At 65.5% G+C, this 21,384-nt stretch carries 23 protein-coding genes and 1 pseudogene; 8 read left to right on the forward strand and 16 right to left on the reverse strand.

What is annotated here, in order from left to right:
• Window positions 1-11 precede the first annotated feature (11 nt).
• The gene (locus tag DTX69_RS16085; RefSeq protein ID WP_119302567.1) at window positions 12-245 is read left to right on the forward strand and encodes a dodecin family protein; all 234 of its coding nucleotides are present in this window, start codon (window positions 12-14) and stop codon (window positions 243-245) included.
• A 1-nt stretch (window position 246) separates the two neighbouring features.
• Here DTX69_RS16085 and DTX69_RS16090 read toward each other — a convergent pair whose 3' ends face one another.
• From DTX69_RS16090 to DTX69_RS16100, 3 genes are all read right to left on the reverse strand, one after another.
• Window positions 247-993: an RES family NAD+ phosphorylase gene (locus tag DTX69_RS16090; RefSeq protein WP_119302568.1), complete on the reverse strand. Its 747-nt coding sequence runs from the start codon at window positions 991-993 to the stop codon at window positions 247-249.
• Window positions 971-1,360 carry an antitoxin Xre-like helix-turn-helix domain-containing protein gene (locus tag DTX69_RS16095; RefSeq protein ID WP_119302569.1) on the reverse strand — a complete coding sequence of 130 codons (390 nt, stop codon included), beginning with the start codon at window positions 1,358-1,360 and terminating at the stop codon, window positions 971-973. The genes DTX69_RS16090 and DTX69_RS16095 overlap by 23 nt, the downstream gene beginning before the upstream one ends.
• 120 nt (window positions 1,361-1,480) lie before the next feature.
• A complete protein-coding gene (locus DTX69_RS16100; RefSeq protein ID WP_119302570.1) occupies window positions 1,481-2,428 on the reverse strand; it encodes an alpha/beta fold hydrolase in 948 nt (315 codons plus the stop codon).
• Between the two features lie 91 nt (window positions 2,429-2,519).
• On the opposite strand from DTX69_RS16100, the gene DTX69_RS30690 reads away from it, so the two are divergent.
• Window positions 2,520-3,092: a CGNR zinc finger domain-containing protein gene (locus DTX69_RS30690; RefSeq protein WP_119302571.1), complete on the forward strand. Its 573-nt coding sequence runs from the start codon at window positions 2,520-2,522 to the stop codon at window positions 3,090-3,092.
• A gap of 1 nt (window position 3,093) precedes the next feature.
• On the opposite strand, the gene DTX69_RS16110 is transcribed toward DTX69_RS30690, so the two are convergent.
• The 5 genes from DTX69_RS16110 to DTX69_RS16130 all read right to left on the reverse strand — a co-directional run bounded on the left by DTX69_RS16110 (window position 3,094) and on the right by DTX69_RS16130 (window position 7,142).
• Window positions 3,094-3,693, reverse strand: a complete 600-nt coding sequence (locus tag DTX69_RS16110) for a hypothetical protein (RefSeq protein ID WP_119302572.1) — start codon at window positions 3,691-3,693, stop codon at window positions 3,094-3,096.
• A 111-nt stretch (window positions 3,694-3,804) separates the two neighbouring features.
• The gene (locus tag DTX69_RS16115) at window positions 3,805-4,494 is read right to left on the reverse strand and encodes a 2OG-Fe(II) oxygenase family protein (protein ID WP_284735814.1); all 690 of its coding nucleotides are present in this window, start codon (window positions 4,492-4,494) and stop codon (window positions 3,805-3,807) included.
• A gap of 87 nt (window positions 4,495-4,581) precedes the next feature.
• Window positions 4,582-5,184 (reverse strand): YcxB family protein, encoded by a 603-nt coding sequence (locus DTX69_RS16120; RefSeq protein WP_119302573.1) that lies wholly within the window; start codon window positions 5,182-5,184, stop codon window positions 4,582-4,584.
• Window positions 5,185-5,301: 117 nt separating this feature from the next.
• The gene (locus DTX69_RS16125) at window positions 5,302-5,625 is read right to left on the reverse strand and encodes a hypothetical protein (protein ID WP_119302574.1); all 324 of its coding nucleotides are present in this window, start codon (window positions 5,623-5,625) and stop codon (window positions 5,302-5,304) included.
• Between the two features lie 2 nt (window positions 5,626-5,627).
• Entirely contained in the window at window positions 5,628-7,142 is a 1,515-nt protein-coding gene (locus tag DTX69_RS16130; RefSeq protein WP_119302575.1) for a YifB family Mg chelatase-like AAA ATPase, read from the reverse strand.
• A gap of 637 nt (window positions 7,143-7,779) precedes the next feature.
• Here DTX69_RS16130 and DTX69_RS16135 point away from each other — a divergent pair.
• The gene (locus DTX69_RS16135) at window positions 7,780-9,639 is read left to right on the forward strand and encodes an AsmA family protein (RefSeq protein WP_119302576.1); all 1,860 of its coding nucleotides are present in this window, start codon (window positions 7,780-7,782) and stop codon (window positions 9,637-9,639) included.
• A gap of 45 nt (window positions 9,640-9,684) precedes the next feature.
• Here DTX69_RS16135 and DTX69_RS16140 read toward each other — a convergent pair whose 3' ends face one another.
• Window positions 9,685-10,026 (reverse strand): antibiotic biosynthesis monooxygenase family protein, encoded by a 342-nt coding sequence (locus tag DTX69_RS16140; protein ID WP_119302577.1) that lies wholly within the window; start codon window positions 10,024-10,026, stop codon window positions 9,685-9,687.
• A gap of 88 nt (window positions 10,027-10,114) precedes the next feature.
• Entirely contained in the window at window positions 10,115-10,786 is a 672-nt protein-coding gene (locus tag DTX69_RS16145; protein ID WP_119302578.1) for a glutathione S-transferase family protein, read from the reverse strand.
• A gap of 170 nt (window positions 10,787-10,956) precedes the next feature.
• Here DTX69_RS16145 and DTX69_RS31005 point away from each other — a divergent pair.
• Window positions 10,957-11,160, forward strand: a pseudogene (locus tag DTX69_RS31005) (MerR family transcriptional regulator); the annotation flags it as partial.
• A gap of 30 nt (window positions 11,161-11,190) precedes the next feature.
• The gene (locus DTX69_RS16150) at window positions 11,191-11,988 is read left to right on the forward strand and encodes a P-loop NTPase family protein (protein WP_284735815.1); all 798 of its coding nucleotides are present in this window, start codon (window positions 11,191-11,193) and stop codon (window positions 11,986-11,988) included.
• 77 nt (window positions 11,989-12,065) lie between these two features.
• Here the strand turns inward: DTX69_RS16150 and ftsH are convergent, their stop codons facing one another.
• Complete coding sequence (gene ftsH / locus DTX69_RS16155; RefSeq protein ID WP_119302580.1) at window positions 12,066-13,892, reverse strand: ATP-dependent zinc metalloprotease FtsH; 1,827 nt, start codon at window positions 13,890-13,892, stop codon at window positions 12,066-12,068.
• Window positions 13,893-14,012: 120 nt separating this feature from the next.
• Between ftsH and DTX69_RS16160 the strand changes: the two genes are divergently transcribed.
• Window positions 14,013-14,510: a hypothetical protein gene (locus DTX69_RS16160; RefSeq protein WP_119302581.1), complete on the forward strand. Its 498-nt coding sequence runs from the start codon at window positions 14,013-14,015 to the stop codon at window positions 14,508-14,510.
• A 155-nt stretch (window positions 14,511-14,665) separates the two neighbouring features.
• On the opposite strand, the gene DTX69_RS30220 is transcribed toward DTX69_RS16160, so the two are convergent.
• Window positions 14,666-14,833, reverse strand: coding sequence for a hypothetical protein (locus DTX69_RS30220; protein ID WP_162917265.1), 168 nt, complete (start codon window positions 14,831-14,833; stop codon window positions 14,666-14,668).
• 311 nt (window positions 14,834-15,144) lie between these two features.
• Between DTX69_RS30220 and DTX69_RS16165 the strand changes: the two genes are divergently transcribed.
• Window positions 15,145-15,606 (forward strand): DUF1203 domain-containing protein, encoded by a 462-nt coding sequence (locus tag DTX69_RS16165; RefSeq protein WP_119302646.1) that lies wholly within the window; start codon window positions 15,145-15,147, stop codon window positions 15,604-15,606.
• On the opposite strand, the gene DTX69_RS16170 is transcribed toward DTX69_RS16165, so the two are convergent.
• Window positions 15,603-16,934, reverse strand: a complete 1,332-nt coding sequence (locus tag DTX69_RS16170; protein WP_162917266.1) for an HWE histidine kinase domain-containing protein — start codon at window positions 16,932-16,934, stop codon at window positions 15,603-15,605. The two genes, DTX69_RS16165 and DTX69_RS16170, sit on opposite strands and share 4 nt — an antisense overlap.
• Window positions 16,935-17,166: 232 nt before the next feature.
• Between DTX69_RS16170 and DTX69_RS16175 the strand changes: the two genes are divergently transcribed.
• Window positions 17,167-17,532, forward strand: coding sequence for a GFA family protein (locus DTX69_RS16175; RefSeq protein WP_284735816.1), 366 nt, complete (start codon window positions 17,167-17,169; stop codon window positions 17,530-17,532).
• Between the two features lie 35 nt (window positions 17,533-17,567).
• On the opposite strand, the gene DTX69_RS16180 is transcribed toward DTX69_RS16175, so the two are convergent.
• The 3 genes from DTX69_RS16180 to DTX69_RS16190 form a co-directional block, all read right to left on the reverse strand.
• A complete protein-coding gene (locus DTX69_RS16180) occupies window positions 17,568-18,080 on the reverse strand; it encodes a GNAT family N-acetyltransferase (RefSeq protein WP_119302583.1) in 513 nt (170 codons plus the stop codon).
• Window positions 18,081-18,113: 33 nt separating this feature from the next.
• Entirely contained in the window at window positions 18,114-18,392 is a 279-nt protein-coding gene (locus DTX69_RS16185; protein WP_119302584.1) for a DUF4242 domain-containing protein, read from the reverse strand.
• A 237-nt stretch (window positions 18,393-18,629) separates the two neighbouring features.
• Window positions 18,630-21,248, reverse strand: coding sequence for an ATP-binding protein (locus DTX69_RS16190; protein ID WP_119302585.1), 2,619 nt, complete (start codon window positions 21,246-21,248; stop codon window positions 18,630-18,632).
• Between the last annotated feature and the right edge of the window lie 136 nt (window positions 21,249-21,384).

Consider the following 21,384-nt stretch of genomic DNA (forward strand, 5'->3'; position numbering starts at 1 on the left):
GGGAGGAAACAATGGCGGAAAGCGTCTACAAAGTCCTCGAGCTGATCGGAACCAGCACCAAATCCTGGGAAGACGCGGCAATGGTCGCGGTCAACCGTGCCTCTCGCACGCTGCGCGACCTGCGCGTCGCGGAAGTCGTGGAGCAGGACCTGGTGATCGAAGGCGGCAAGGTCGAAGCCTTCCGCACCAAGCTGAAGGTCTCCTTCAAATACGAGGAAGAAGTGGCACGGAAGAAAGCGCGCTGAGCTATCTCCTCCAATCCATTTCCGCAATGCGCGGATCGGCCGCAAAGGTATCGCGGCCGAATTCCAGGCTGGATCTCGGAAAGTCGCGCACGGCTTGAACTCCAGTGGAACCGACGCGGATGCGCCAGCTTTGCCGCTCGGCCGGTGCCTTGGCGCGAAAAGCGCGACAGGTTAGGAGCGCGATATTGAGCCGGTGTTGCGGGTCGCGCACCGAGGCGAAGCGTATGATCTCGACGCCGGCCGCCCGCGCTTCGTCGGCCAAGGCCTGGCATGGCGCGTAATCGGTCGGATGCATCCAGTCCTTGCGCCGGCGCAAAAAGGGTGGGCGTGTCAGATCGATCGCTTTCCCGCTGCCGTAGCGCATGGAAAAGGTGGTGTGTTCGCTCGCATTGCTGGGCCAGGGCGTCGCAGGTGATTCGGCGAAGAAAAGCAGCCGATAGAAGGCCAGCTCTGCGATCGCAGTCTCCACTTCGGCGGAGGCATAGAAGACACCCGGCGACAGCCCGGCCGGGCGAAAGCGGGAGCCTCGCGGATAGGGTCGGTAGCGGAACGGAGTGAACAGCAGGTAGTGAAGATCCCGGCATTCGATGGGAACCGTCGGCTTGGTCGCGTCGATCAGCCGCTCGAGCCGCTCCTGTTCGGCGAGAGAATCCACCAGCGCCAGGGTGGAAACGTGGTGCTGCCCCTCCACCACGCGCCAGCAGGCGCCTGCCGCGCGGCGCGCATCACGCAACGGCGCGGCGGGCATCGAGATAGGCGATTGTTTCGAGAAGCCCCGCGATGTTCATGATGCGCTGGAGCGGAACGCCGCCCAAGGCCGTGTTCTCCACCCGCAGCCAGGCCTGCGCCACCCGCTGGTCACCGCCCACGATCGAATCCAGCGAGCGATAGAGGCGCACCAGCAGAAGCGCCAGCTCGAACGGCTTCTGTCCAGGAGGCAGAGCATAGGCCCCACTGCCCATGCGCGACACGGTCGCCTCCGAAACACCGATGATGCGTGCCAGTTCTCTGTTCGAGACGTCCAGCCGCGCGGCCGCGCGCAAGGTGGCCTTGGTGACCAGGGCGCCGTCTGCGCTTTCGTCGGGATGCCTGGCAGTAACAGAGGGTGATTTCATGTGGAATAATATACCGGAATATTTCCATGGAAATCAAGGATACGGCTGCTTCGAAGGGGCGACTGCACGCAGGCCGCAGCCTGTTTGGCTGCGGCCCGGCGCTGTGGTCTGCGACAGCGATCAATTCGCGGCCGGCAGGCGGTCGAGAAAAGCGAGCATGGCGGCGGCGATCGCCGGTTCCTGGCTCTCGAGCGCGAAGTGGCCGGCATCCAGCAGGTGCACCTCCGCGTCCGGCACCAGTTCCTTGAATTTCTCCATCCCTGCCCTGGTGAACACGGGATCGTTCTTGCCCCACGTGATGAGCATGGGCGGCTGCAGCTCCTTCAGGAACTGCTGCCACCTCGGATAGTTCGCGACGTTGTCGCGGTATTGATACAGCAGCTCGAGCTGGATCCTGTCGTTGCCGGGCCGGTCGAGCCCAACCTGGTCCATGGTCCAGGAATCGGGGCTGATGAGTTGCGGACGCGACTCGCCCGTCACGTACTGCCACTTGGTGCCTTCTGCGGTGATGATGTCGCGCACCGGCGCTTCGGTCTCCGGCGTGCGCTCCTTCCAATAGGCCTGCAGCGGCGCCGTGTTCACCGGGTGCCAGCCGTCGATGCTGGTGACCGCGTTCTGCACCACGATGCCGCGCACTTTTTCCGGATGCTTGATCGCGAGGCGGATGCCGACCGGCCCGCCGTAATCCTGCATATAGAGCACGTAGGCGGTGAGGCCGAGCTGCTCGGTGAAGCCTTCGATCACGTTGGCGAGATTGGCGAAGGTGTAGTCGAATTGATCGACCGACGGCGCGCTCGACTGACCGAAGCCGGGATAGTCCGGCGCGATCACGTGATATCGGGTGGCGAGGTCCGGAATCAGATTGCGGAACATGTGGGAGGAGGACGGGAAGCCGTGCAACAGCAGCACGGTCGGCGCCGAGGTCGGGCCAGCCTCGCGATAGAAGATGTCGAGGCCATTCACCTGGACGGTCTTGTAGGCGACTTCGTCGGCACTGGCGGGAAGCGAGGCGAGCGATGCCGCGGCCAGAACAGCGGCGGCGGCCAGGATGCGATGGACTTTGACCATGGGAGGCTCCGTGTGTTACCGTTCAAGCAGCATGTGAACGGTTACGCCAGCGCGCCGTAACCTGTCAAGTGGTATTTGAGCGGTTTCAACGATGGTTGATACGAGCACTGAGGAGATACGGGAGGGCTTTCCGTTCCTAGGCGGCCGCTTGTGGCTGGATTTCCTGAACTCCGCGCCCGCCGCGATGGGCGAATTGATCGCCACGCCGGAGGATCTCGGGCGTTGGGCCGCGGCGGCGGGGATCGCACGGGATGGCCGCGCCCACTTCACGCGCGGCGACCTGGCGACCGCGCACGCCCTGCGCAGCGCATTGCGCGGTATCTATCACGCACTGTCGGAGGGAACGGCACCGCCGGCCAAGGCGATTGCCGAGATCAACCGGCACCTGGCCGAGGCGCCGCGCTTGCGGACGCTCGAATCGGCAAAGGGCCACCTGCGCGTGACGGAGACTCTGGAAAGCGACGTGTTCGGCCGCATCGCCTCCGACCTCACCGACTTCATCGCGGGGTTCGAGCCGCACCGCCTGCGCGCATGCAACGGCCCCGGCTGCAGCCTCGTCTTCTACGACACCGCCCGCAACGCGACGCGCCGCTGGTGCTCGATGGCGGCGTGCGGCAACCGGCACAAGGTGGCGCGCCACCGCGCCCGCAGCGCTGCCAACTAGGCTAGCCGGCGCTTGCGTGCCAGCGCGGCCTGTAGCCGCGCGCGAGGATGATGAGAAACAGCGGCGGGGTGATGAGGTCTGCCTGGCGCACCGCGCTGCGCGGCAGCGCTTCGGTGTAGCCGTCGAACGACCAGCGCAGCAGGCGTTGGCCGCGCACGGCATAGGCGGCGCCGTCGATCGCGATCATTGCGCTGTCCGGCAGATCGGCAACGATGTGCTTCTGCGCGACGGCGTCCCTGCGCGAGGCGCGGCGCTCATCGTGCAGAATGCGGTCCGCCGCGTCCGCCATCAGCGGTGGCTCCGCCAGCGAGAGGAACTGCAACGCCTCCTGCCGCCGGCAGAAGAAGCACGGCCGATGCCCGGCGCTGAGCGCCGTCACCTCATCGAGGAAGAAGAGCGAGGTATAGCCATCGCCCATGGCCTCGTGCTGATTGCCCTTGTAGTGGATGTCGCAGCAGATCCAATGCCGGCTGGCCCACCGGCGCTTGCCGAGGGTGCGATCGTCCCGATGGAACTTTCCGCCGCGATTGCCCATCATGGTTCCGCGCGCCGCAGTGGCGACGAGCTCGCCGAAGGGGTTCACGCGGTTCTGCAGGGGCATAAGGGTCTCCGCCATCGTCGGTGCCAGACACTGCGCCGGCAGTGTGACGGAGTGTGTCAGCTGCCTTTACCGCGCGACCCGGATCTTGCACCGGATCCGCGTGCCGCAAGCTCACGACCTTGTTCCCGGCTCCCAGAGCGGGCGCGCCATGGTTTCGGCGTAGCTCCGGAACATCAGGTTGAACGAGAAGCTGATGCGCAGCTCCTGGCTGGCATTGGCATCGACTGAATGGCACAGCCAGGCGGGGAAGAGCAGCAGCGTTCCTTCGGTGACCCGCACCACCACCTCGTCGGTGTTCTCCGCGGTCAGCGCGGTGACCGGCGGGCGGACGATGCCGGCCTGGGGTCTCGGATCGTGGAAGTCGATGGTGTCGGCCCCCGGTGGCGTCCTCACGTAATAAACGCCGCTCAGATAATTGTTGGGATGGCTGTGCTCGGGATGGGCCGCACCCGGCGCATTCACATTGGCCCAGCAGCCACTGACGAGGATGCCGGCATGGCTGACCTTGAGATAGGAGAGCGCGCCCTGCGCCGCCGCCTGGACGCAGTCGATGAGCGCGCGGAACGGCGCGCGTTCATGCAAGTCATGTGGCGATTGCCAGCTCTGCTCAGGACGCAACGACGAGAGCGGCGCGCCGATCTCCCCGAGCGCGGCGATGAGGGCGGCGTTCATCGGTTGGAACACGCCGCGTGCCAGCTCCGCCTTCCACACGAAGGACGGAAACATGCGCAGGATGTCGGTCTTCTCGAACCGCACGCTGCGCGTGAGTTCTGTGCGCTCTGACTCTGTGCGCTCGGGCATGGCCACGGCCTCTCGCGAGGCAAAGTGCACCGTCAGTATACGCCCCTGGCACAAGCTGGGAAGGAGCGAAGCCGGGGCGAGGCCAGCCTAACTCCTAGGGCTGGTCGCCCGTTCCGTGGCAACCTGGGACCCGTGGTGTGCCGACCAACGGCGCTCCAGCTCAGCGCAGAAATGCTCGACCTGTTGTGCGTCGAAGGCCGCCTTGGGGAATGCATATGTGTGGATGGAGGAGACCCGAACTGCAAAGAAAGGGTCCGAAACGGTTACCTGAAGAATGCATTGCCAGGAGAGATGTGTCAGGCACTCTTTCCCTTCGATCGTCAGGCCCCTTCCGTCGATCGCGTAGCGAGAGCCTGCTTTGGACATCTCGGCGTTACCGCGCCCCGCCACTATTCGCACCCGGGATTGCATCGCGGAGAAGGCTACGAACGCGAGCGGGATCGTCGCCGGGCTCCAGGTGTAAAACGAACTCGCGTCAGCCGACTGGTTCGCGAACTCGATCAGCGACACCATGGCAAACAGCAAGGCGCCAGACACGAGCAGCTGGAACGCCCAGAATAGTGGATCACGACGGCAGGTCGCAGCGATGTGACGCCATGCAACGGTGCTCATCTGCTTGCCTTCGGCCAGGGTCGTGTCCCTGGCCTGCACGATCGACAGTGGCATGGATTCCGCCGCTGCAACGGTCATTTCACCCCCCAATCACCTGGATCCATCGAACCGAACTCACTTAATTCCTTCGAGCAGAGCGAACAGCAATCTCGGGAAATTTCATTCCGACCCTAAATCCCCCATTCCGCACAGCGTCTACGCGAGGAGTCGCTCTGCCATTCCCCAGGCGACGTGGTTCGCAGGATCGACTGCAAAGCCATTGTCCAGAGGAGCGTCGCTCGGCGCGAGGAGAATGTGAACAGAGGTCGCCTGTTCGCCACCAAGTGGAAATCCGTGCCAGCGCGAACGCAGCAGAACGCGCTGGTAGAGGCTGTTCTGGTACTCGATCGGCTGATCCAGGTGGACCAAAGCCCATTCGATATCGTTGCTCGAGCGAACCAGGCGCTCGATCGTACCGCGTCGAGGCAGCTGGCCGGCTAGTTCTTCGTTCTGATCCAAATATGAGAGAAGCAGCCGCATGCTCACCGCCCCGGCAACACGCGCCTGTAGGTCAACGCCTCCGCCACATGGATCTGCTTGATGGCGCCGCCGCCTTCCAAATCGGCGAGCGTGCGCGCGACGCGGAGCACGCGGTGGAAGCCGCGCGCGGACAGACGGAAGCGTTCGATCGCTTGGGTGATGAGCTTGCGGCTGGCCTCGTCGAGCGAGGCGACCTGCTCCAGCAACTCGCCGTCGCATTCGGCGTTGGTGCGGATGCCGTTGCCTTTCTGCTTGTAGCGCTCGGTCTGGATGGCGCGCGCCTGCGCCACGCGGGCGGCGACTTCGGCGCTGCCTTCGGCGGGCGGCGGGAGCGTCAAATCGGTGGCGCTCACGGCGGGCACGTCGATGTGGAGGTCGATGCGGTCGAACAAGGGGCCGGAGATGCGGCTCTGGTAATCCTGCGCGCATTTGGGCGCGCGGCCGCAGGCCTGCACTGGGTCGTCGAGATGGCCGCACGGGCACGGGTTCATCGCGGCGACCAGCTGCACGCGCGCGGGATACGTGACATGCGCGTTGGCGCGGGCGATCGAAGCGCGGCCCGACTCCAGCGGCTGGCGCAAGGCCTCGAGCGTCGCGCGTTGGAACTCCGGCAGCTCATCGAGAAACAAGACACCGAGATGCGCAAGCGAGATCTCGCCGGGCTTGGCGCGCTGCCCGCCGCCGACCAGCGACGGCAGCGAGGCCGAATGGTGCGGATCCCGAAAGGGACGGCGCCGGCGCAGCTTGCCATCCTGCAGCAGGCCCGCCAGCGAATGGATCATGCTGGTGTCCAACGCCTCCGCGGGATCGAGCGGCGGCAGCAATCCCGGCAGGCGCTGCGCCAGCATCGACTTGCCGGAGCCCGGCGGGCCCACCATCAAGAGATTATGATTGCCCGCTGCCGCGATCTCCAGCGCGCGCTTGGCGCTCTCCTGGCCCTTGATGTCGCGGAGGTCGGGATAGATCGCATCTTCTTCGGCGAGCTGCGGCTTCGGCGCGGAGAGGATCTGCCGCCCCTTGCAGTGATTGATCAGCGCGATGAGATGATCGGGCGCGAGCACGTCGAGCTCGCCGGCCCACGCTGCCTCGCCGCCTTGCACCTTGGGGCAGATGAGACCCATTCCTTGGCGCGCGCCGAACATCGCAGCGGGCAGCACGCCTGCGACCGGCGCGATCGAGCCGTCGAGCCCGAGCTCGCCCAGGCACACGTGCTGCGCGACATCATCGGGCGTGAGCGCGCCGAGCGCGATCAGCATCGCCAGCGCAATCGGCAGGTCGAAATGCGTGCCTTCCTTCGCGAGGTCTGCCGGCGCCAGATTCACGATGATGCGCTTGCCCGGCAGCGCCAGGCCGATCGCCGTCAAGGCGCCGCGCACGCGCTCCTTGCTCTCCGCCACCTGCTTGTCCGGCAAGCCGACGATGGCAAAGGCGGGAACGCCACCCGCCATCTGCACCTGCACATCCACGCCCAGCACATCGATGCCCTGGAATGCGACAGTGCGGACGCGCGCGGTCATGAGTGCGAAGCAGTTCCCCGGTTTGAAGCCGGGGCGATGATGCCATGCTGGCGGTTGCGCTTCAACAACCGAAGGTGGCAATCTGGCGCGCCCTAGCAGGCGGACGCATCAGAGATGGAATTCGCCAGGATTTGCTTATCGCTATGGCATGCCATAGGCTCGCATGCGTTCCGCCAGATCGAATGAATCAGCCGCGATCTCTTCACTGGTCTTGACGTGCAGATCCGCCGCGCTTGGATAAAGTGGCTGCGCCGTAGGTGCGTGAGCCGCGCAAGCGCTGCAAATGCAATATCTGGCACGATCGTTCTTGCGCTCTTGCGACCGCGCACCTTACGGTGCGCCACCCCTCGTCCGACTCCGGCTAGGCGCGGCTGTGCCTCGCCAAACCTTCGTATCCTTCTCCCGCAAGGGGAGGAGGGGTCGCGGCTGGTTCCTCATATGCGATTGCCGTACCTCGACGCAGCGGAAGGCGCGCCTCATGGAAATTATCGACGAATGCCCGATCCATCGCACGCGGACGTCTGAAATCAGGATCGGGACCAGCCTGTCGGCCGGCTGAGAGCGGATTTCGCGCCGATTTCTGGGGTTTGGACGCGCCACTTGCGGAACTGGTTGCGCCGTCAGGGGTTGACGGCGCATGCCAAAAGACAGGCGAAGTCATGTCGGCCGGCTGGCCCGGGCAGCCGCGATCGGCCTGGGAGGGCTGGTCATCCTATTGGTGCTGGCGACGGGTGGCGCCGCTCTCTGGCTGTCGCGTGCCGATCTGACGTCGATCGCGGAGCGCGGGGCCAGCGATACGCTGGGGCGTCGCGTCAGCCTGGGCAGCCTTCACGTCGACTGGGGCAATCCCCTCGGCATCGAGATCAGGGATCTCGCCATTGCCAACGCGAGCTGGGGCAGCAAACCCGAAATGATGCGGGTCGGGCGGATCTCGGCGCTCGTCGACCTCGGCTCGCTGTTCCGGGGCGTGCTCCACTATGAGCGGCTGCGCATCGCCGATGCGGCCGTCGTGCTGGAGCGCGACGGGGGTGGAAACGGGAACTGGACGTTCGGCGAAGGCGCGACCGGCCTCGCGCTGTTTCCGAAGAATCGGACCGAGTTTCCGACGCTGATCGATTTCATCGGCGATCGCGGGCTCATCACCTATCGCACGCGCAGCGACACGCTGCTGAGCATCAGGCTCGATCATGTGGCGATCTCCTCGCCCACGGAAGATGCGCCCGCGCGTCTGCGGGCCGAAGGCGCCTACAACGATGTTCCGGCGCGCCTCGACGCCGAGACGGACTCCTACAGGACGCTGCGGGATGACAACGTGCCCTTCGGCGCGCGCTTCACCCTGGGTGGACGCGATACCGACATCGCCTTCAACGGCAAATTATGGAAGCCGCTCGACTTCGATGGCGCACGTGGTGAGCTCTCGATCAACGCTCGCACGCTCGCTGACATCATCGGCGTCATGAGTGGCAAGACGCAGGCGAACGTGCCGCTCTCGATCGGCGGGATCCTGCGGCGCGACGGCGATCTGTGGTCGCTGGCCGCGGCGAAGGGCCAAGTGAAGCAATCCGACTTCTCGGGCGCTCTCTCGCTGAACGAAGGCGAATCCGGCCAACCCGACGACATCGCGCTCGATCTCGCTTTCAGCACGCTGGATATCGATGATCTCGCGCGCTCCTTCGCCGGCGGAGACGGCCCGCCGAGGCTAAGTGCGATCCCCCTCAAACCAAGTGCGCTGACCGTGGACATGACCGCTGCGCTGACGGCTCTGCGCGCCACCATCGGCGGACGAGACCTGCACAGCGCCGCTTTGCAGGGCCGCCTGGCAGGCGGCCAAGTGCGGGTCAAAGACCTGAGCTTTGCCTTGGGCGGAGGCGGAACGGTGCACATGGCGGCATCGCTCGCCGATCGCGAGCTCAATATGCAGGCGCGCCTCTCGCGCGCGAGGGTGAATGCGGTCGCCCGCACCTTGGGCGCTACGGACGGCGAGATTCGCGGCCGGATGGACGGTGCTCTCACCTTCTCCATGACGGGACCGACGGTCGGCGCGGCGTTGAAGCGCAGCGAAGGTGCCGCCGTCCTCGCGCTGCGCAATGGCGCGATTGCGCGCAGCCTGGTCGAGCGGTTGTCCGCCGACCTGCGCAGCCTGTTCCGCAGCCAGGAAGGAACCGTGCCGGTCTCCTGCCTGCTGGGCGTGGTGACGATGAAGAACGGGCTTGCCGTGCTCGCACCGCTGCGCCTGGAATCGGCCGATGCGACCGCGACCGGCGGCGGTGAGATCGACCTGCCGAACGATAAGCTCGACGTGACGATCAAGACGGAGCCGGGCAGCACCAGCTTCTTCGCGCTCGACATCCCTGTCCGGATCAGCGGCCCGTTCGGGCGGCTCAGTGCCGAGCCGCTGGCCGACGACGATGACTACCCGCTGAAACAGCCCGCTGCCGCGCACGAGTTGCCGCCGGATCTGCTCGAGATGGCAAACGGCAGCCGATGCTGGGAGTGAGGGGATGAGCGCCACATATGAAAGGAGAAGCGCCCTTCATCACCTTCAATCCCCGCCGCAATTGCCGCTGCTGGCGATGATGTGCAGGATCTGCACCGATTGCGGCAACTCGATCAGGAACTCGGGATCGCGGTCGAGGTGATGGATCTGCTTGGGGTCGCTGCCGGTGAAGCGCGCCATCGCCTCGATGCTCTCCCAATAGGAGATGGTGATGAACTCGCTCTCGCCATCACGGTCCTCGCGCAGCGATTGGACGCCGAGCGCTTTCTCCTCCAGCGGCTTGATGCCCACCTCGTAATTGTAGCGCGCATACTCGTCGGCCTTTGCCGCCGGCACGCGGCCGCGCCAGATGCGCGCGATCCTGGGTTTGACGGCGCGATCGCTCATCGTCACCTCCCTCGCCGAGCTCTGCGCGGAGAACGCACCCGGCCTTCAGCCGTTCCCGATCGGCCGTGTCAATTCCCGATCGGCCGTGTCAATTCCCGATCGGCCGTGTCAATTCCCGATCGGCCGCGGCGATTTCCGCCGCCGCCTTCCCGAAGGGCGGCCGTGCCCGCAGCCGGTCATACCAAGCGGCAAGAGCCGGATAGTCCCGGATCGATGGCCCCTTGAGCCGCTGGGTCCACAGGACGGTCATGAACATCGCGATGTCGGCGCAGGAGAGATCGCCGCACAGAAAGTCGCGCCGGCCGAGAATTTCGGCGAGCGCGGTGAAATGATCGCGCAGTGCGGCCTCCGCCCGGGCGCCAGCCTCTTCGTCGGCCGCGCGCCGCGCCGGATCGGGGTGCGGCGGATCGGTGCGATAGAAGAAGGTGCGCGCGTGGGGAAACACAACTTCATCGGCGCGCAGTTCCATCATCCGGCATTGCGCCCGCGCCACAGCACCTTTCGGCATCAAGGGCGGCGTCGGATAGGCTTCCTCCAGATACTCGAAGATCAAGGTCGAATCGAACAAGGTGAAGTCGCCGTCCACCAGCACCGGCACCTGTCCCTTGGGGTTGGCGGCCAGCACGTCCGGATGCTTCGGCTGATAGCCGCGCTCCTGCGTGAACGGCACCATCACGCGCTCGAACGCGACGCCCTTTTCGCTGAGGGCGATCTCCACCTTGCGCGAGAACAGGCTCAACGGCCCGGAATAAAGTTTCATGACTTGTGCTCCGCTGCGCTCTCACAACGGAGCATGGATCGGGACGCTGTCAAGTTCTGACAGCAGATGGCGGTGTCCCAGTTCAAATTCCTCGAAGAGCGATGATCCACTTGACCTGACCCTTGGGGCTGGCTCGATAAGGACAGGGACCAACGGAGAAGGGGTGATTCGTGAGCCCAGCCAGGAGTCTTAGTCCCTCGCAAGCGGCGTCCAAACTTGGTGTCTCAGCCAAGGCACTGCGACTTTACGAGCAGCGCGGTCTGATCGTGCCGGAGCGGACTTCGGCGGGATGGCGAACTTACGGCCCTGCCGAGATGGCACGGGCTGCCGAAATCGTATCGCTGCGGGCGTTAGGGCTCAGTCTCGCGCAAGTGGCGCGCGTGCTCGGTGGCGATCCTAGCGACTTGGAAGCCGGTTTGGCGGCGCATGAGGCATGCCTTCACGTTCAGGCGCAGCAGATTGCCAGCACCTTGGAGAAGGTGCGCCGCATTCGGTCCGATCTCGCGCGTGGGCAGGCGCCAGCCTCCGCAGAATTAGCCCATGTCATCGATACCCGCGCCCACCTCACGGTTTCCTTTGATCTTCCCTGGCCTTGGGGCGGCGAGATGTTCGAGCTACGCGATATCCGGCCGCTGAATTACATCACCGGCCCGCTCGGCAGCGGCAAGACGCGGTTGGCCAAGCGCCTGGCCGAAACGCTTCCCGAAACTGGATTCCTTGGCTTGGAGCGGTTGGCCGACAGCGCGAAAGCGCGTTCTCATCTCGACGCCGATGCGGCACTGAAAGCACGTGTCGAACGAGTCCTGGCTTGGCTCATCGACGATGGCGCTCAGAGGTCAGATGCCTTGATTGCTCTAGTCGTGGCATTGGAGGCGGAAGCGCCGAGAGTGCTTGTCATCGACATGGTCGAGCAGGATTTGGAGCAAACGACTCAAATGGCTCTTATTGCCCACTTGCGCCTGAGGATGCGGAAGGATCGTGCTCTATTTCTCCTGACCCGCTCGTCGTCAATTCTGGACCTGGATGCTGTCGGCGGTGGCGAGACAATCTTACTGTGCCCAGCCAACCATAGTCCGCCAATGTGCGTTACTCCCTATCGGGGGAGCCCGGGTTACGAAGCCGTTGCCACCTGCCTCGCCGCTCCCGAGGTCAGGGCCAGAACGGCCGGTGTCATAGCGTGGCGACCCGACGCGATCGGATAAGCAGCCCGAACGCCCCTCATTGGGCGGCAGCGATCCACATGCGATTGCTGGAACTGGATCGTCGCACGTGCCCTTGCCTACTCCGCCGCCTTTTTCTCCTCCAGCCGCAGCAGCTCCTTGAGCTCGGCTTCGTCCAGTGTCTCCTTCTCCAGCAGGCGCTTGGCCGCGCGCTCGAGGGCGGCGCGATGGCGCGTCAGAATCGCGACCGCGCGCTCGAAGGCCTGATCGACGATCTTGCGCACCTGCCGGTCGATCGCCGTCGCGGTGTCGTCCGAAAAGTCGCGCTCGCGCGGGCCGGCGAGCAGCGGGTTGGGGCTGAGCAAGGAGCGCTGGTCCTTCTCCAGCGCCACATGGCCCAACTCCTCCGACATGCCATATCGCGTCACCATGGCACGCGCGGTATCGGTCGCCTTGCCGAGGTCGTCCGCCGCGCCGGTGGAGAGATGCTTGAAGATGATCCACTCAGCGGCCCGCCCACCCAGCAGCACGGCCATCTTGTTCTCCAGCTCCTCCCGCGTCATCAGGAAGCGATCCTCGGTCGGGCGCTGCACCGTGTAACCCAGAGCGCCGATGCCGCGCGGAATGATCGAGACCTTGTGGATCAGGTCGGTGCCGGGCAGGGTGCTCGCGACCAGCGCATGGCCGAGCTCGTGATGCGCGACGATCTCGCGCTCGCGTGGATTGAGCAGGCGGTTGCGCTTCTCGAGGCCGGCCACGATGCGCTCCACGGCGTTCGTGAAATCCTCCATCGTGACCTCTGCCGCGCCGCGCCGGGTCGCCAGCAAGGTCGCCTCGTTCACCAGGTTGGCGAGATCCGCGCCGGTGAAGCCGGGCGTGAGGGCCGCGATCTTCTCCGCATCCACATCAGCGGCCAGCCTGGCCTTCTTGAGATGCACGCCGAGAATCGCGATGCGCCCCGTCTTGTCCGGCCGGTCGACCAGCACCTGTCGGTCGAAGCGGCCGGCGCGCAGCAAGGCGGGATCCAATATCTCCGGCCGATTGGTGGCGGCGAGCAGCACCAGGCCGGTCGAGGAATCGAACCCGTCCAGCTCCGCCAGCAGCTGGTTCAAGGTCTGCTCCTTCTCGTCATGGCCGCCGTAGGGGCCGAGGCCGCGCGCTCGCCCGAGCGCATCGAGCTCGTCGATAAAGATGATCGCCGGCGCCCTGCCGCGCGCCTGCTCGAACAGGTCGCGGACGCGCGCGGCGCCGACACCCACGAACATCTCCACGAACTCCGAGCCGGAGATGAAGAGGAACGGCACTTTCGCCTCCCCGGCGACCGCCTTGGCCAGCAGCGTCTTGCCCGTGCCCGGCGGTCCGACCAGCAGGATGCCCTTGGGCATGCGCGCGCCGAGGCGGCCGTAGCTTTGCGGATCTTTCAGAAATGCGACGACTTCCTTCAGCTCGTCCTTGGCTTCGTCGACGCCGGCGACGTCGTCGAACTTCACGCCGGTGTCCGCTTCGACCAGCACCTTGACCTTGCTCTTGCCGATCTGCATCAGGCCGCCACCGAGCCTGCCTGCCATCCGGCGCATGGCATAGATCCAGATGCCGACGATGATCAGCGCCGGCAGCACCCAGGAGAGCAGGTCGGTGAAGAACGTGCTCTCGATCTGGCCAGTGACGCGCACGTCATGCTGCCGCAGCTGCTGCGCGAAGTCGGGCTCCACGCGGGTCGTGACGAATTCCTGCTTGCCGTTCTCCAGCGGCTCCTTCAGCCGCCCCTGGATATAGTTATCGGAGACGGAGACCTCCGCAACCTGGCCTTCCTCCAGGTAGCGCTCGAACTCGCTGTAGGGAATCTGCGCCACCTGCCGCACGGTGGAGATCGTGCTCTGCAGCAGCAGGATGCCGATCAGGGCAAGAACCCAGTAGCCGATCTGGAACTTGGTCTGTCGTGTCATGGTGCACTCCGGAGGCTCACTCGCCTGCTTCCAGAAAACAGCCAGCCCACCCCTCGCGCTCCTGACAAACTTCGACAACAGGCCGCGTTAGGCTCCGCTCATCGGGATGGGAGGAGAGCCATGGCTGGCGCGGCGCACGCGGCGGGCAAGACCGCATCCACCAATGACGGGCGCAACGACTTCGATTTCTTCATCGGGAGCTGGACCTGCCGCCACCGGCGGCTGCGCACGCTTCTGAAGGGCGCGGACGATTGGTACGAGTTCCCGGGCACCTCGGTCGCGCGCAAGATCCTGGGCGGCATCGGCAATGTCGACGAGAACGAGTTTCCGACCCAGGGCTTCAGCGGCATGACCCTGCGCTTGTTCGACCCCGCGGAGCGCCGATGGGCGATCTATTGGGCGAACAGCGTGACAGGCCTGCTCTTCCCGCCGGTCTTCGGACGCTTCGAAAACGGGGAAGGCCGCTTCCATGGCGACGATGAGCACGAAGGCCAGCCGATCAAAGTCACGTACCTGTGGTCCCGCATCACGCCGAATTCATGCCGCTGGGAGCAGAGCTTCTCGCGCGACGGCAAGGCGTGGGAGACCAACTGGATCATGGAATTCACGCGGGCATAGGCATGCCTAAGCCGATTCCCCTCTTCCGTCATTGCCGGGCCGCCATGCAATGGCGAGACCCGGCGATCCAAGTTCTGGCGCAAAAGACAGCCACGGCGACTTGGATCGCCGGGTCAAGTCCGGCGATGACCGAAAGAGAAGCGACAGGCGGTCACCTACTCCGCCGCGCGGATCTTTTCGCTGCTACTGCGTTCCAGCGAGGCCGTTCGTCGCCGCTCCTCTTCCGCATTCGCCTGCGGTGCCTTCTCGACTTGCTCCGGCGCGCGGCGTTGTGGTGCTGGGGTGTCGGTGATGACGTCGAAATCGTAGGTAACGGGCTTCATGGCGGCTCCTCTTTCTGTTGAGCGCCGCCCGGTCATCTGATCGTCATTCGCTGGAGGGGTCCAAAACGAAAGGCCGCCGGATGCGGGCGGCCTCGTCTGGATCAATCTCGGGTGCGCGATCCCTAGGCCGCTGGCATGTACCAGCGGTACCAAAATCGCTGCCCCAGCGGATTCAAGATCTGCGGGGCGAGGGTCGGGATCAATCGCATGAGGCAACCTTAGGAGATTTCATGGTTGAGCGCAAGAACCGGAGCGTCGCCCGGTGGGGCGTTCAGCATAGTCGTTCCGATAGGAACTCCGAGGAGCGCACCATGCAATTCCGCATTTCCGGCCTGCCCGCCGAGCCGTTTCAGCACCTGTTCGGCCTGAGCGATGAAGACCTGCGACGCCATGGCGCCGTGCGCCGGATCGCGGAGAACAGCGGCTATCCCTGCCGCGTCAGCCTGACCGACGCCCAGGCGGGCGACGAGGTGATCCTGGTCAATTACGAACATCAGGATGCCGATACGCCCTACCGTTCGCGCCACGCCGTCTATGTGCGCCACGGCGAGACGCGCTACGACAAGGTCGGCGAGATCCCCGAGCAATTGCGCAAGCGCCTGCTCTCCGTGCGCGCGTTCGACGAGAGCGGCATGATGGTCGATGCCGACGTGATCGAAGGCCGCCTGCTCGAGGAGATGATCGGCCGCTTCTTCGCCAACGATGCGGTGGCGTATCTCCACCTGCATTACGCGCGGCCGGGCTGCTATGCAGCGCGGGTCGATCGCGGCTAGTCGATAGCGTAGGTGGCCTGGCGTGGCAGGACGGAGTTCGCCGGCGCGAACAGGGCCCAGCTGATGCCGCTCGGATGAAAGATCAGGGTCGAGTGTCCGTCCAAGGCGAATGAGACGAGCTGCTCCAGCACCTTGCGGCCGAAGCCGCTGGAGACGACCTCGTGCACGTTGGGCCCGCCTTCTTCGCGCCATTCGAACTGGAACTCGCTGGCCTTGCCGTGCGCACCGGCCGGCACCAGCGACCAGCTGATCGTCGCCTTGCCGTTCGGCGCGCCGAGGGCGCCGTATTTGATCGAGTTGGTCGCGAGCTCATAGAGCGCCATGCCGATATACTGCACCGCCGTGGACGAGATCATGATCGGCGCGCCCAGGATCTCGCAGCGCGCACCGACCCCGAACGGCTCCAGCTGCGTGCGCACCACAGCGTCGATCGTAGCGCCTTCCCACCTGGTGTTCACCAGCAGGTCTTGCGAGCGCGCCATCGCGCGCAGGCGAGCCTCCAGTTCTTCCACCAGTTTTTCGGGCTGTGCACTCTTGGCCGTCTCGCGCAGCACCGCCGCGATCACCGCATACTGGTTCTTGGCCCGATGCGACACCTCGCGCAGCAGCAGCGCGATGCGCGTCTCGTTCTCCTTGCGGGCGGTGATGTCCTGGGTGACGCCGGTCATGTGCCGCGTCGCCTTGTCGACCACGGCGCGATAGGTTTGCAGCCAGACGGTCCTGCCATCCGGCCGGGTGAAGCGGAACTCATCCACCGGCGCCATCTCCGCCTCGCCGGCCAGGTAGGCGCGCAGGCGCGACATGCGCGGCAGGTCGTCGGGATGCACCCGCGCGAGGTAGTCGTCGATCGACGGCGGCGTATCAGGATCCAGGCCCGTCACGTCGTAGAAGGTCCGGTCCCAGCGAACCTCCTGCCCGATCCACTCCCAGGTCCCGGCATTCGCGGCGCGTAGCGCGAGACTGAGCCGCTCGCGCTCCGCCCTCAGCCGCCCGATCGCATTGTCCAGCAAGTCGACAATGAAGATGATGAGCCCGCTGGTGGCGAGATAGCCCGCGACCTGCACCAAGCCCCAGCCGCTGCCCGGCAGCGCGAATTGCGGTTGCAGGAAGAACGGCGCGGCGAGGCCCGTCGCAACCAGGGCCAGCAGACCGGCAGCACGGCCGCCGACAAACGCGCTGAGCAAAACGGCTGAAAAGAAGGTGAGGAACGGCGGCAATTCCGGAAGCGCGGCGCGCGCCGCGATGGCGCCGGCGACCAGCACCGCCGCTGCGGCCAGACCAAGCGCACGATGCCGCCGTAGGCGCGGCAGCCGCCGTTCGATCCACATGCTCCCCCCACTCCCCGGAAGGCCGATGCTAGTGCGTGGATGGCTGCGGCGTAAAGCGGTTTGGCACCAGGCGGGCGGGCGCGGCGCAGCACCCAACGCACCGGGCTGCCAAAGGATCCTAGGATCGCAAAGGTGCCGGCCGCACCGAATCTTGGACCCCCCGAGGACTTGAAGCCGCACGCCGCCTGACGCCATGCTAGCATTTTGGACTGCCGCATCTGGAAAGGTGCAGATGATGCCCAGACCTTATTCCCTCTCCTGCCACTGCGGCGCGATCAAGCTGGAAGTCGATGCCGAGCTCGCCGGCCTGGAGGAGTGCAATTGCTCGACGTGCGCGCGCTCCGGCTTTCTGCACTGGAGCGTGCCGATGGAGTCCGTCCGTCTCGTCACGCAGAAGCGCAACATCTCCACGTATCTGTGGCGCGATGCCGGTGGCGGTCATCAATTCTGCCCGACCTGCGGGACGGGTTTGATGCGCACCGGTTATCGCGATCGCATCTCCATCAATGCACGCTGCATCGAAGGGATCGACGTCTTCACGCTGGAAGTCAAACGCTATGACGGGCGCACCTTGATGCCGCCGGGCCCTACCATGTAGCGGCTTCTGCGCCGCGGTTCGCGTTCGCCTGGCTCTTAGTCTTGCAGGGTCAATTCGAAAAAGACGAGCCAATCCTTCACGTCATCCGGCAGCGCGTAATAGGGCGCGATGCGTTGGAAGCCGGCGCTCTCATAGAGCCGCATGGCTTCGCGCTGCCGTTTGCTGGTATCGAGCCGCATCCGCCGATAGCCTGCATCGCGTGCTTCCGCGATGATACGCGTCGCCAGGGCGCGACCGATGCCCGTGCCGCGAAAGGAAGCGGGCACGAACATGCGTTTCATTTCGCAAACCCCATCGCCCAGGTCACGCAATGCGACGCAGCCGGCCGCTTGACCATCCTGATAGGCGATCAGCAAGCGGCCCTGCGGCCGCGCATATTTGCCCGGCAGCCCCTCTAGCTCCTGATCGAAGGCGCGCCGGTCAAAGTAGCGCTCGATCAAAGTGACGTCCTCGACATGCCGCTCGTGATGCCACGCCACAAAGGCGCGCATCAGCGAGCGGACGTCGTCCAGCTCTCTCGGAGTCACCGCTTCACGAATCAGGGCCATCGCACGATGCTCCAAGCCGGGCGGAACAATCGGTCACGGCCGATAGAAATAGGGGTCGAGAACCCGGACTTCGGTGATCTTGCCCACCGGCAGGTTGTTCTTGGCACCAACCCGGCGGATCGCTTCCGGATTGGGCGCGTCATAGACGCAATAGGTGCGCCGGTTGTTGTCGGTGCTGACATAGGTATGAATCCAGGTCACGCCGTCCGACAAGTTGACGTCGATGACGCCAGCCATGGCCTTGGCGCCATCGGCATTGACGGGCACGTTCAGTCCGTCGGGAAATTCACGCTCCACCACATAGCGAGGCATGTGCTTCACCCCTGCAAAAAAGTCTCCGGGCAATTCCGGTGCCGCGTACCCTAGCGAAGGCGCATCTCGGACAAATCGGGAGAGTTCCCTATTTTTTCGGCCCCACACGTCTAACTCCCTTTCCGGCGGGCATTAAGCGCACAGTGAGCCCCTTTCCCCCTTGTGAGCGAAGGTTGGGATGGGGGGTGCCGCCGCACCACGGCAGACAAGACGTGATGAATGGGTGGTTGGAGCGTGCTAGCGATCGCCTTGCTGCTTCGCCGCGCAGAGTCCCAGCCGGTTGGCCATGGCGGCGGCCTCGCCGCGCGAGCGGACGGCGAGCTTGGCGAGGATGGCGGAGACGTGGTGGTCCACCGTCTTTTCCGACACGAACAGCCGGCGCGCGATATCCGCGTTGCGGCAGCCTTCGGTGAGGAGCGCCAGCACCTTCATCTCCCGATTGGTGAGACCTTGCGGGTTCTGTCGCGTTTGCCCATGAGGTCCGCGCGCGATGCCGCGTGCGCCGCTCGCCCGCAGCTTGCGGCGGACCATGCCGGCCATCGGGCCGGCGCCCAACCTTTCAAGGATCTCCAGCGCGCGGCGCAGAGCCTTCTCTTCATCGCCGTCGGCGAGCGCCGACGCCTGCTCATAAGGGCAGCCGAGCGCTTGCCAGGCTGCCGCGGCGGCGCGCCAGTTTCCCGCGATCTGCAACGCAAAGGGCTTGGCGAGCTCGTCCAGCTCGTCGATCCGTTCACCGCAACGCCAGAGCCACAAAGCCAGCTCGCCCTTCACCCAGGAATGCGAACCCTTGCCTGCGAGTTCGTAAGCAGGGCGGACCTCTTCCAGCCGTTCCGCAAGATTGCCGCGCAGCCACGCCGCCTCCGCTCGCGCGACGACCACAGGGGCGAGCCTCTGCAACTCTCCGGTCGGCAGTGCCAGCGCCCGCGCCTCGTCAAGCGGCGTCTCGACATCGGGGTCGCCGCGGCGCGCCCGCACCAGCCCCAGCACGATCAGCGCGGTGATCTTGCTGACCGGCGCGATGCTGGGATGGCGGATGACGGCCTCCGCATCCTCCGCAGCCTTGTCCCACGTCCCTTCCAAGAGATGCGCCACGGCGCGGAACGGTTTCATGTAGCGCACCCAGGATGCAAGGTCGTGTGCCTCGCAATAGGCGATGCCCTCCGCCAGATATCGATTGGCGCGTGCAAGATCATATTTCCGGACCGTGCTGGTCGCGAGGTTAGTATAGGCACGCGCCGCGTGCTCTTCGAAGCCGCCGTCCAACGCCAGCTTCAGTGCTCGCTCGACATCGGGCAGGCCGCTCTGGTCTGCCTGCATGCGCGCGGTACCGACATTGTTCAGTGCATGGCTGAGAATCTCCTGGTCGCCGAGCGTGGTCGCGAGATCGATCGCCTTCCTGCCCCAGCTGAGGGCCGCCTCTACATTATCCTCGAGCATGCCTAGCTGTGCGCGGTTGCTGTAGGCCATGGCGAGCTCTCGCCCCGGCACCAGCGCGCTCAGGATCTCTACCGCTTCGCTGGCGTAACGCTCGGCGTCGGCCTTGTTGCCCCAGAACCAGGACAGGCGCGACAGCCAGCGCGCGTTGTCGCCTTCCTTCAAGCGATTTCCGCTCGTGCGCCGGAGAGCGAGCGCCGCTTCGCGCGCCTTGATCGCATCCTGGATCTGGTCGGTCAGGTAGCATTCATAGGACAGGCGCTCATTCAACTCCGCACGTGCCTCATCAGGCAGAGAGCCCGCATGACGAAGCGCCGTCGCATAGTGCGCCGCCGCTTCGCGGTGGGATCGCAGCGCGGCCGCGCGCTCGGCCGCGAGGGGCGCGAAGCGCAGCACCGCCGGGCTGTCGCCGGCGAGGTCCGCGTGATGCACGAGGCGCGCGGTCGGAACATCAGCTCTCTCCAGCAGGGCGGCGAGGATGCGCGCATGCAGCGCCTGCCGCTGGGGCAGCGGCAGGTGCTCCTCCACCGCGCGGCGCGCCAGCTCGTGACGGAAGGCGAGCGAGCCATCCTCTAGCGCCACCATGCCGACCGCGAGGCAATCCTGCACCGCGGTGCCCGCGCCGGGCGCGAGCCGATCCAGCAGTTCGCGTTCCATTCTGCCCGGCACCAGGGCCGCCAGGTTGGCGATGGCAAGCGCGTCCTCTGACAGCCGCGCCATGCGCGCGATCACCGCATCGCGTACCGTCTGTGGCACATTGTTCTGCGACCCCGCCAGCACCTCGGTCACGAAGAACGGATTGCCGCCAGTGACCGCGTGCAGCTCTTTCGCCGAACGACCCATCTCTTCCGCCAGTGTCGCCACGGCCTGCTCGCTGAGCGGCGCGAGGTGCAGCCGGTGGACAGAACGCGATGGCAGGTCGCCGATCACCGAACGCAACGGGTGCCGGGGTCCGACTTCGTCATCGCGATAGCTGGTCACCAGCATCAGGCCCAGCCCCTGCAGCCGGCGCCCCAGGAACTTGATGAGGTCCAGGGTCGCCTCGTCCGCCCAATGCACGTCCTCGAAGATCAGGATGGCGGGCGCGGGCAGGCGCGCCAGTCGGTCAATGGTGATGTTGAACAGCGCCTCGCGTTTGGTGGCGGTCTCAAGCGCCGCTGGGAATTCGCCGCCGATCTGCCGCGCGATGTCATAAAGCGGCGCCAGCGGATGCGGCGTGAACAAGGCCTCGCACCCGCCCCACAGGACTCGCGCCGGCAGGCCCTTGGCAGCCCGCTGCCCGGCCGCGAATTGCCGCAACAAAGCAGTCTTGCCGATGCCGGCCTCGCCATACACCAGCACCACGCGCCCCTCTCCCGCCGAGATGCGCTCCAGGCAGGAGTTCAGGGCTTGAATATCGGACTCTCGCTCGAGCAGGCGCATGCGCAGGGATCTTCCCCCAGGTGGACCAGCCCTCAGTGTGCAGACGCGGGCAATCTTACAAGAGAAGTGTGGTGCGGCCAAACGGGGTTACCGAGGCCCTACGCTGCCGGCGCGATCACGTGTCGCCACAGCTTCG

Source organism: Dongia deserti, assembly GCF_003574735.1.
Taxonomy (GTDB): Bacteria; Pseudomonadota; Alphaproteobacteria; order Dongiales; family Dongiaceae; genus Dongia_A; species Dongia_A deserti.

What these genes read in the sequence shown, in the direction of transcription:
- DTX69_RS16085 (WP_119302567.1), top strand. Translation starts at nt 12, where the DNA reads ATGGCGGAAAGCGTCTACAAAGTCCTCGAGCTGATCGGAACCAGCACC.
- DTX69_RS16090 (WP_119302568.1), bottom strand. Translation starts at nt 993, where the DNA reads ATGCCCGCCGCGCCGTTGCGTGATGCGCGCCGCGCGGCAGGCGCCTGC.
- DTX69_RS16095 (WP_119302569.1), bottom strand. Translation starts at nt 1,360, where the DNA reads ATGAAATCACCCTCTGTTACTGCCAGGCATCCCGACGAAAGCGCAGAC.
- DTX69_RS16100 (WP_119302570.1), bottom strand. Translation starts at nt 2,428, where the DNA reads ATGGTCAAAGTCCATCGCATCCTGGCCGCCGCCGCTGTTCTGGCCGCG.
- DTX69_RS30690 (WP_119302571.1), top strand. Translation starts at nt 2,520, where the DNA reads ATGGTTGATACGAGCACTGAGGAGATACGGGAGGGCTTTCCGTTCCTA.
- DTX69_RS16110 (WP_119302572.1), bottom strand. Translation starts at nt 3,693, where the DNA reads ATGCCCCTGCAGAACCGCGTGAACCCCTTCGGCGAGCTCGTCGCCACT.
- DTX69_RS16115 (WP_284735814.1), bottom strand. Translation starts at nt 4,494, where the DNA reads ATGCCCGAGCGCACAGAGTCAGAGCGCACAGAACTCACGCGCAGCGTG.
- DTX69_RS16120 (WP_119302573.1), bottom strand. Translation starts at nt 5,184, where the DNA reads ATGACCGTTGCAGCGGCGGAATCCATGCCACTGTCGATCGTGCAGGCC.
- DTX69_RS16125 (WP_119302574.1), bottom strand. Translation starts at nt 5,625, where the DNA reads ATGCGGCTGCTTCTCTCATATTTGGATCAGAACGAAGAACTAGCCGGC.
- DTX69_RS16130 (WP_119302575.1), bottom strand. Translation starts at nt 7,142, where the DNA reads ATGACCGCGCGCGTCCGCACTGTCGCATTCCAGGGCATCGATGTGCTG.
- DTX69_RS16135 (WP_119302576.1), top strand. Translation starts at nt 7,780, where the DNA reads ATGCCAAAAGACAGGCGAAGTCATGTCGGCCGGCTGGCCCGGGCAGCC.
- DTX69_RS16140 (WP_119302577.1), bottom strand. Translation starts at nt 10,026, where the DNA reads ATGAGCGATCGCGCCGTCAAACCCAGGATCGCGCGCATCTGGCGCGGC.
- DTX69_RS16145 (WP_119302578.1), bottom strand. Translation starts at nt 10,786, where the DNA reads ATGAAACTTTATTCCGGGCCGTTGAGCCTGTTCTCGCGCAAGGTGGAG.
- ftsH (WP_119302580.1), bottom strand. Translation starts at nt 13,892, where the DNA reads ATGACACGACAGACCAAGTTCCAGATCGGCTACTGGGTTCTTGCCCTG.
- DTX69_RS16160 (WP_119302581.1), top strand. Translation starts at nt 14,013, where the DNA reads ATGGCTGGCGCGGCGCACGCGGCGGGCAAGACCGCATCCACCAATGAC.
- DTX69_RS30220 (WP_162917265.1), bottom strand. Translation starts at nt 14,833, where the DNA reads ATGAAGCCCGTTACCTACGATTTCGACGTCATCACCGACACCCCAGCA.
- DTX69_RS16165 (WP_119302646.1), top strand. Translation starts at nt 15,145, where the DNA reads ATGCAATTCCGCATTTCCGGCCTGCCCGCCGAGCCGTTTCAGCACCTG.
- DTX69_RS16170 (WP_162917266.1), bottom strand. Translation starts at nt 16,934, where the DNA reads ATGTGGATCGAACGGCGGCTGCCGCGCCTACGGCGGCATCGTGCGCTT.
- DTX69_RS16175 (WP_284735816.1), top strand. Translation starts at nt 17,167, where the DNA reads ATGATGCCCAGACCTTATTCCCTCTCCTGCCACTGCGGCGCGATCAAG.
- DTX69_RS16180 (WP_119302583.1), bottom strand. Translation starts at nt 18,080, where the DNA reads ATGGCCCTGATTCGTGAAGCGGTGACTCCGAGAGAGCTGGACGACGTC.
- DTX69_RS16185 (WP_119302584.1), bottom strand. Translation starts at nt 18,392, where the DNA reads ATGCCTCGCTATGTGGTGGAGCGTGAATTTCCCGACGGACTGAACGTG.
- DTX69_RS16190 (WP_119302585.1), bottom strand. Translation starts at nt 21,248, where the DNA reads ATGCGCCTGCTCGAGCGAGAGTCCGATATTCAAGCCCTGAACTCCTGC.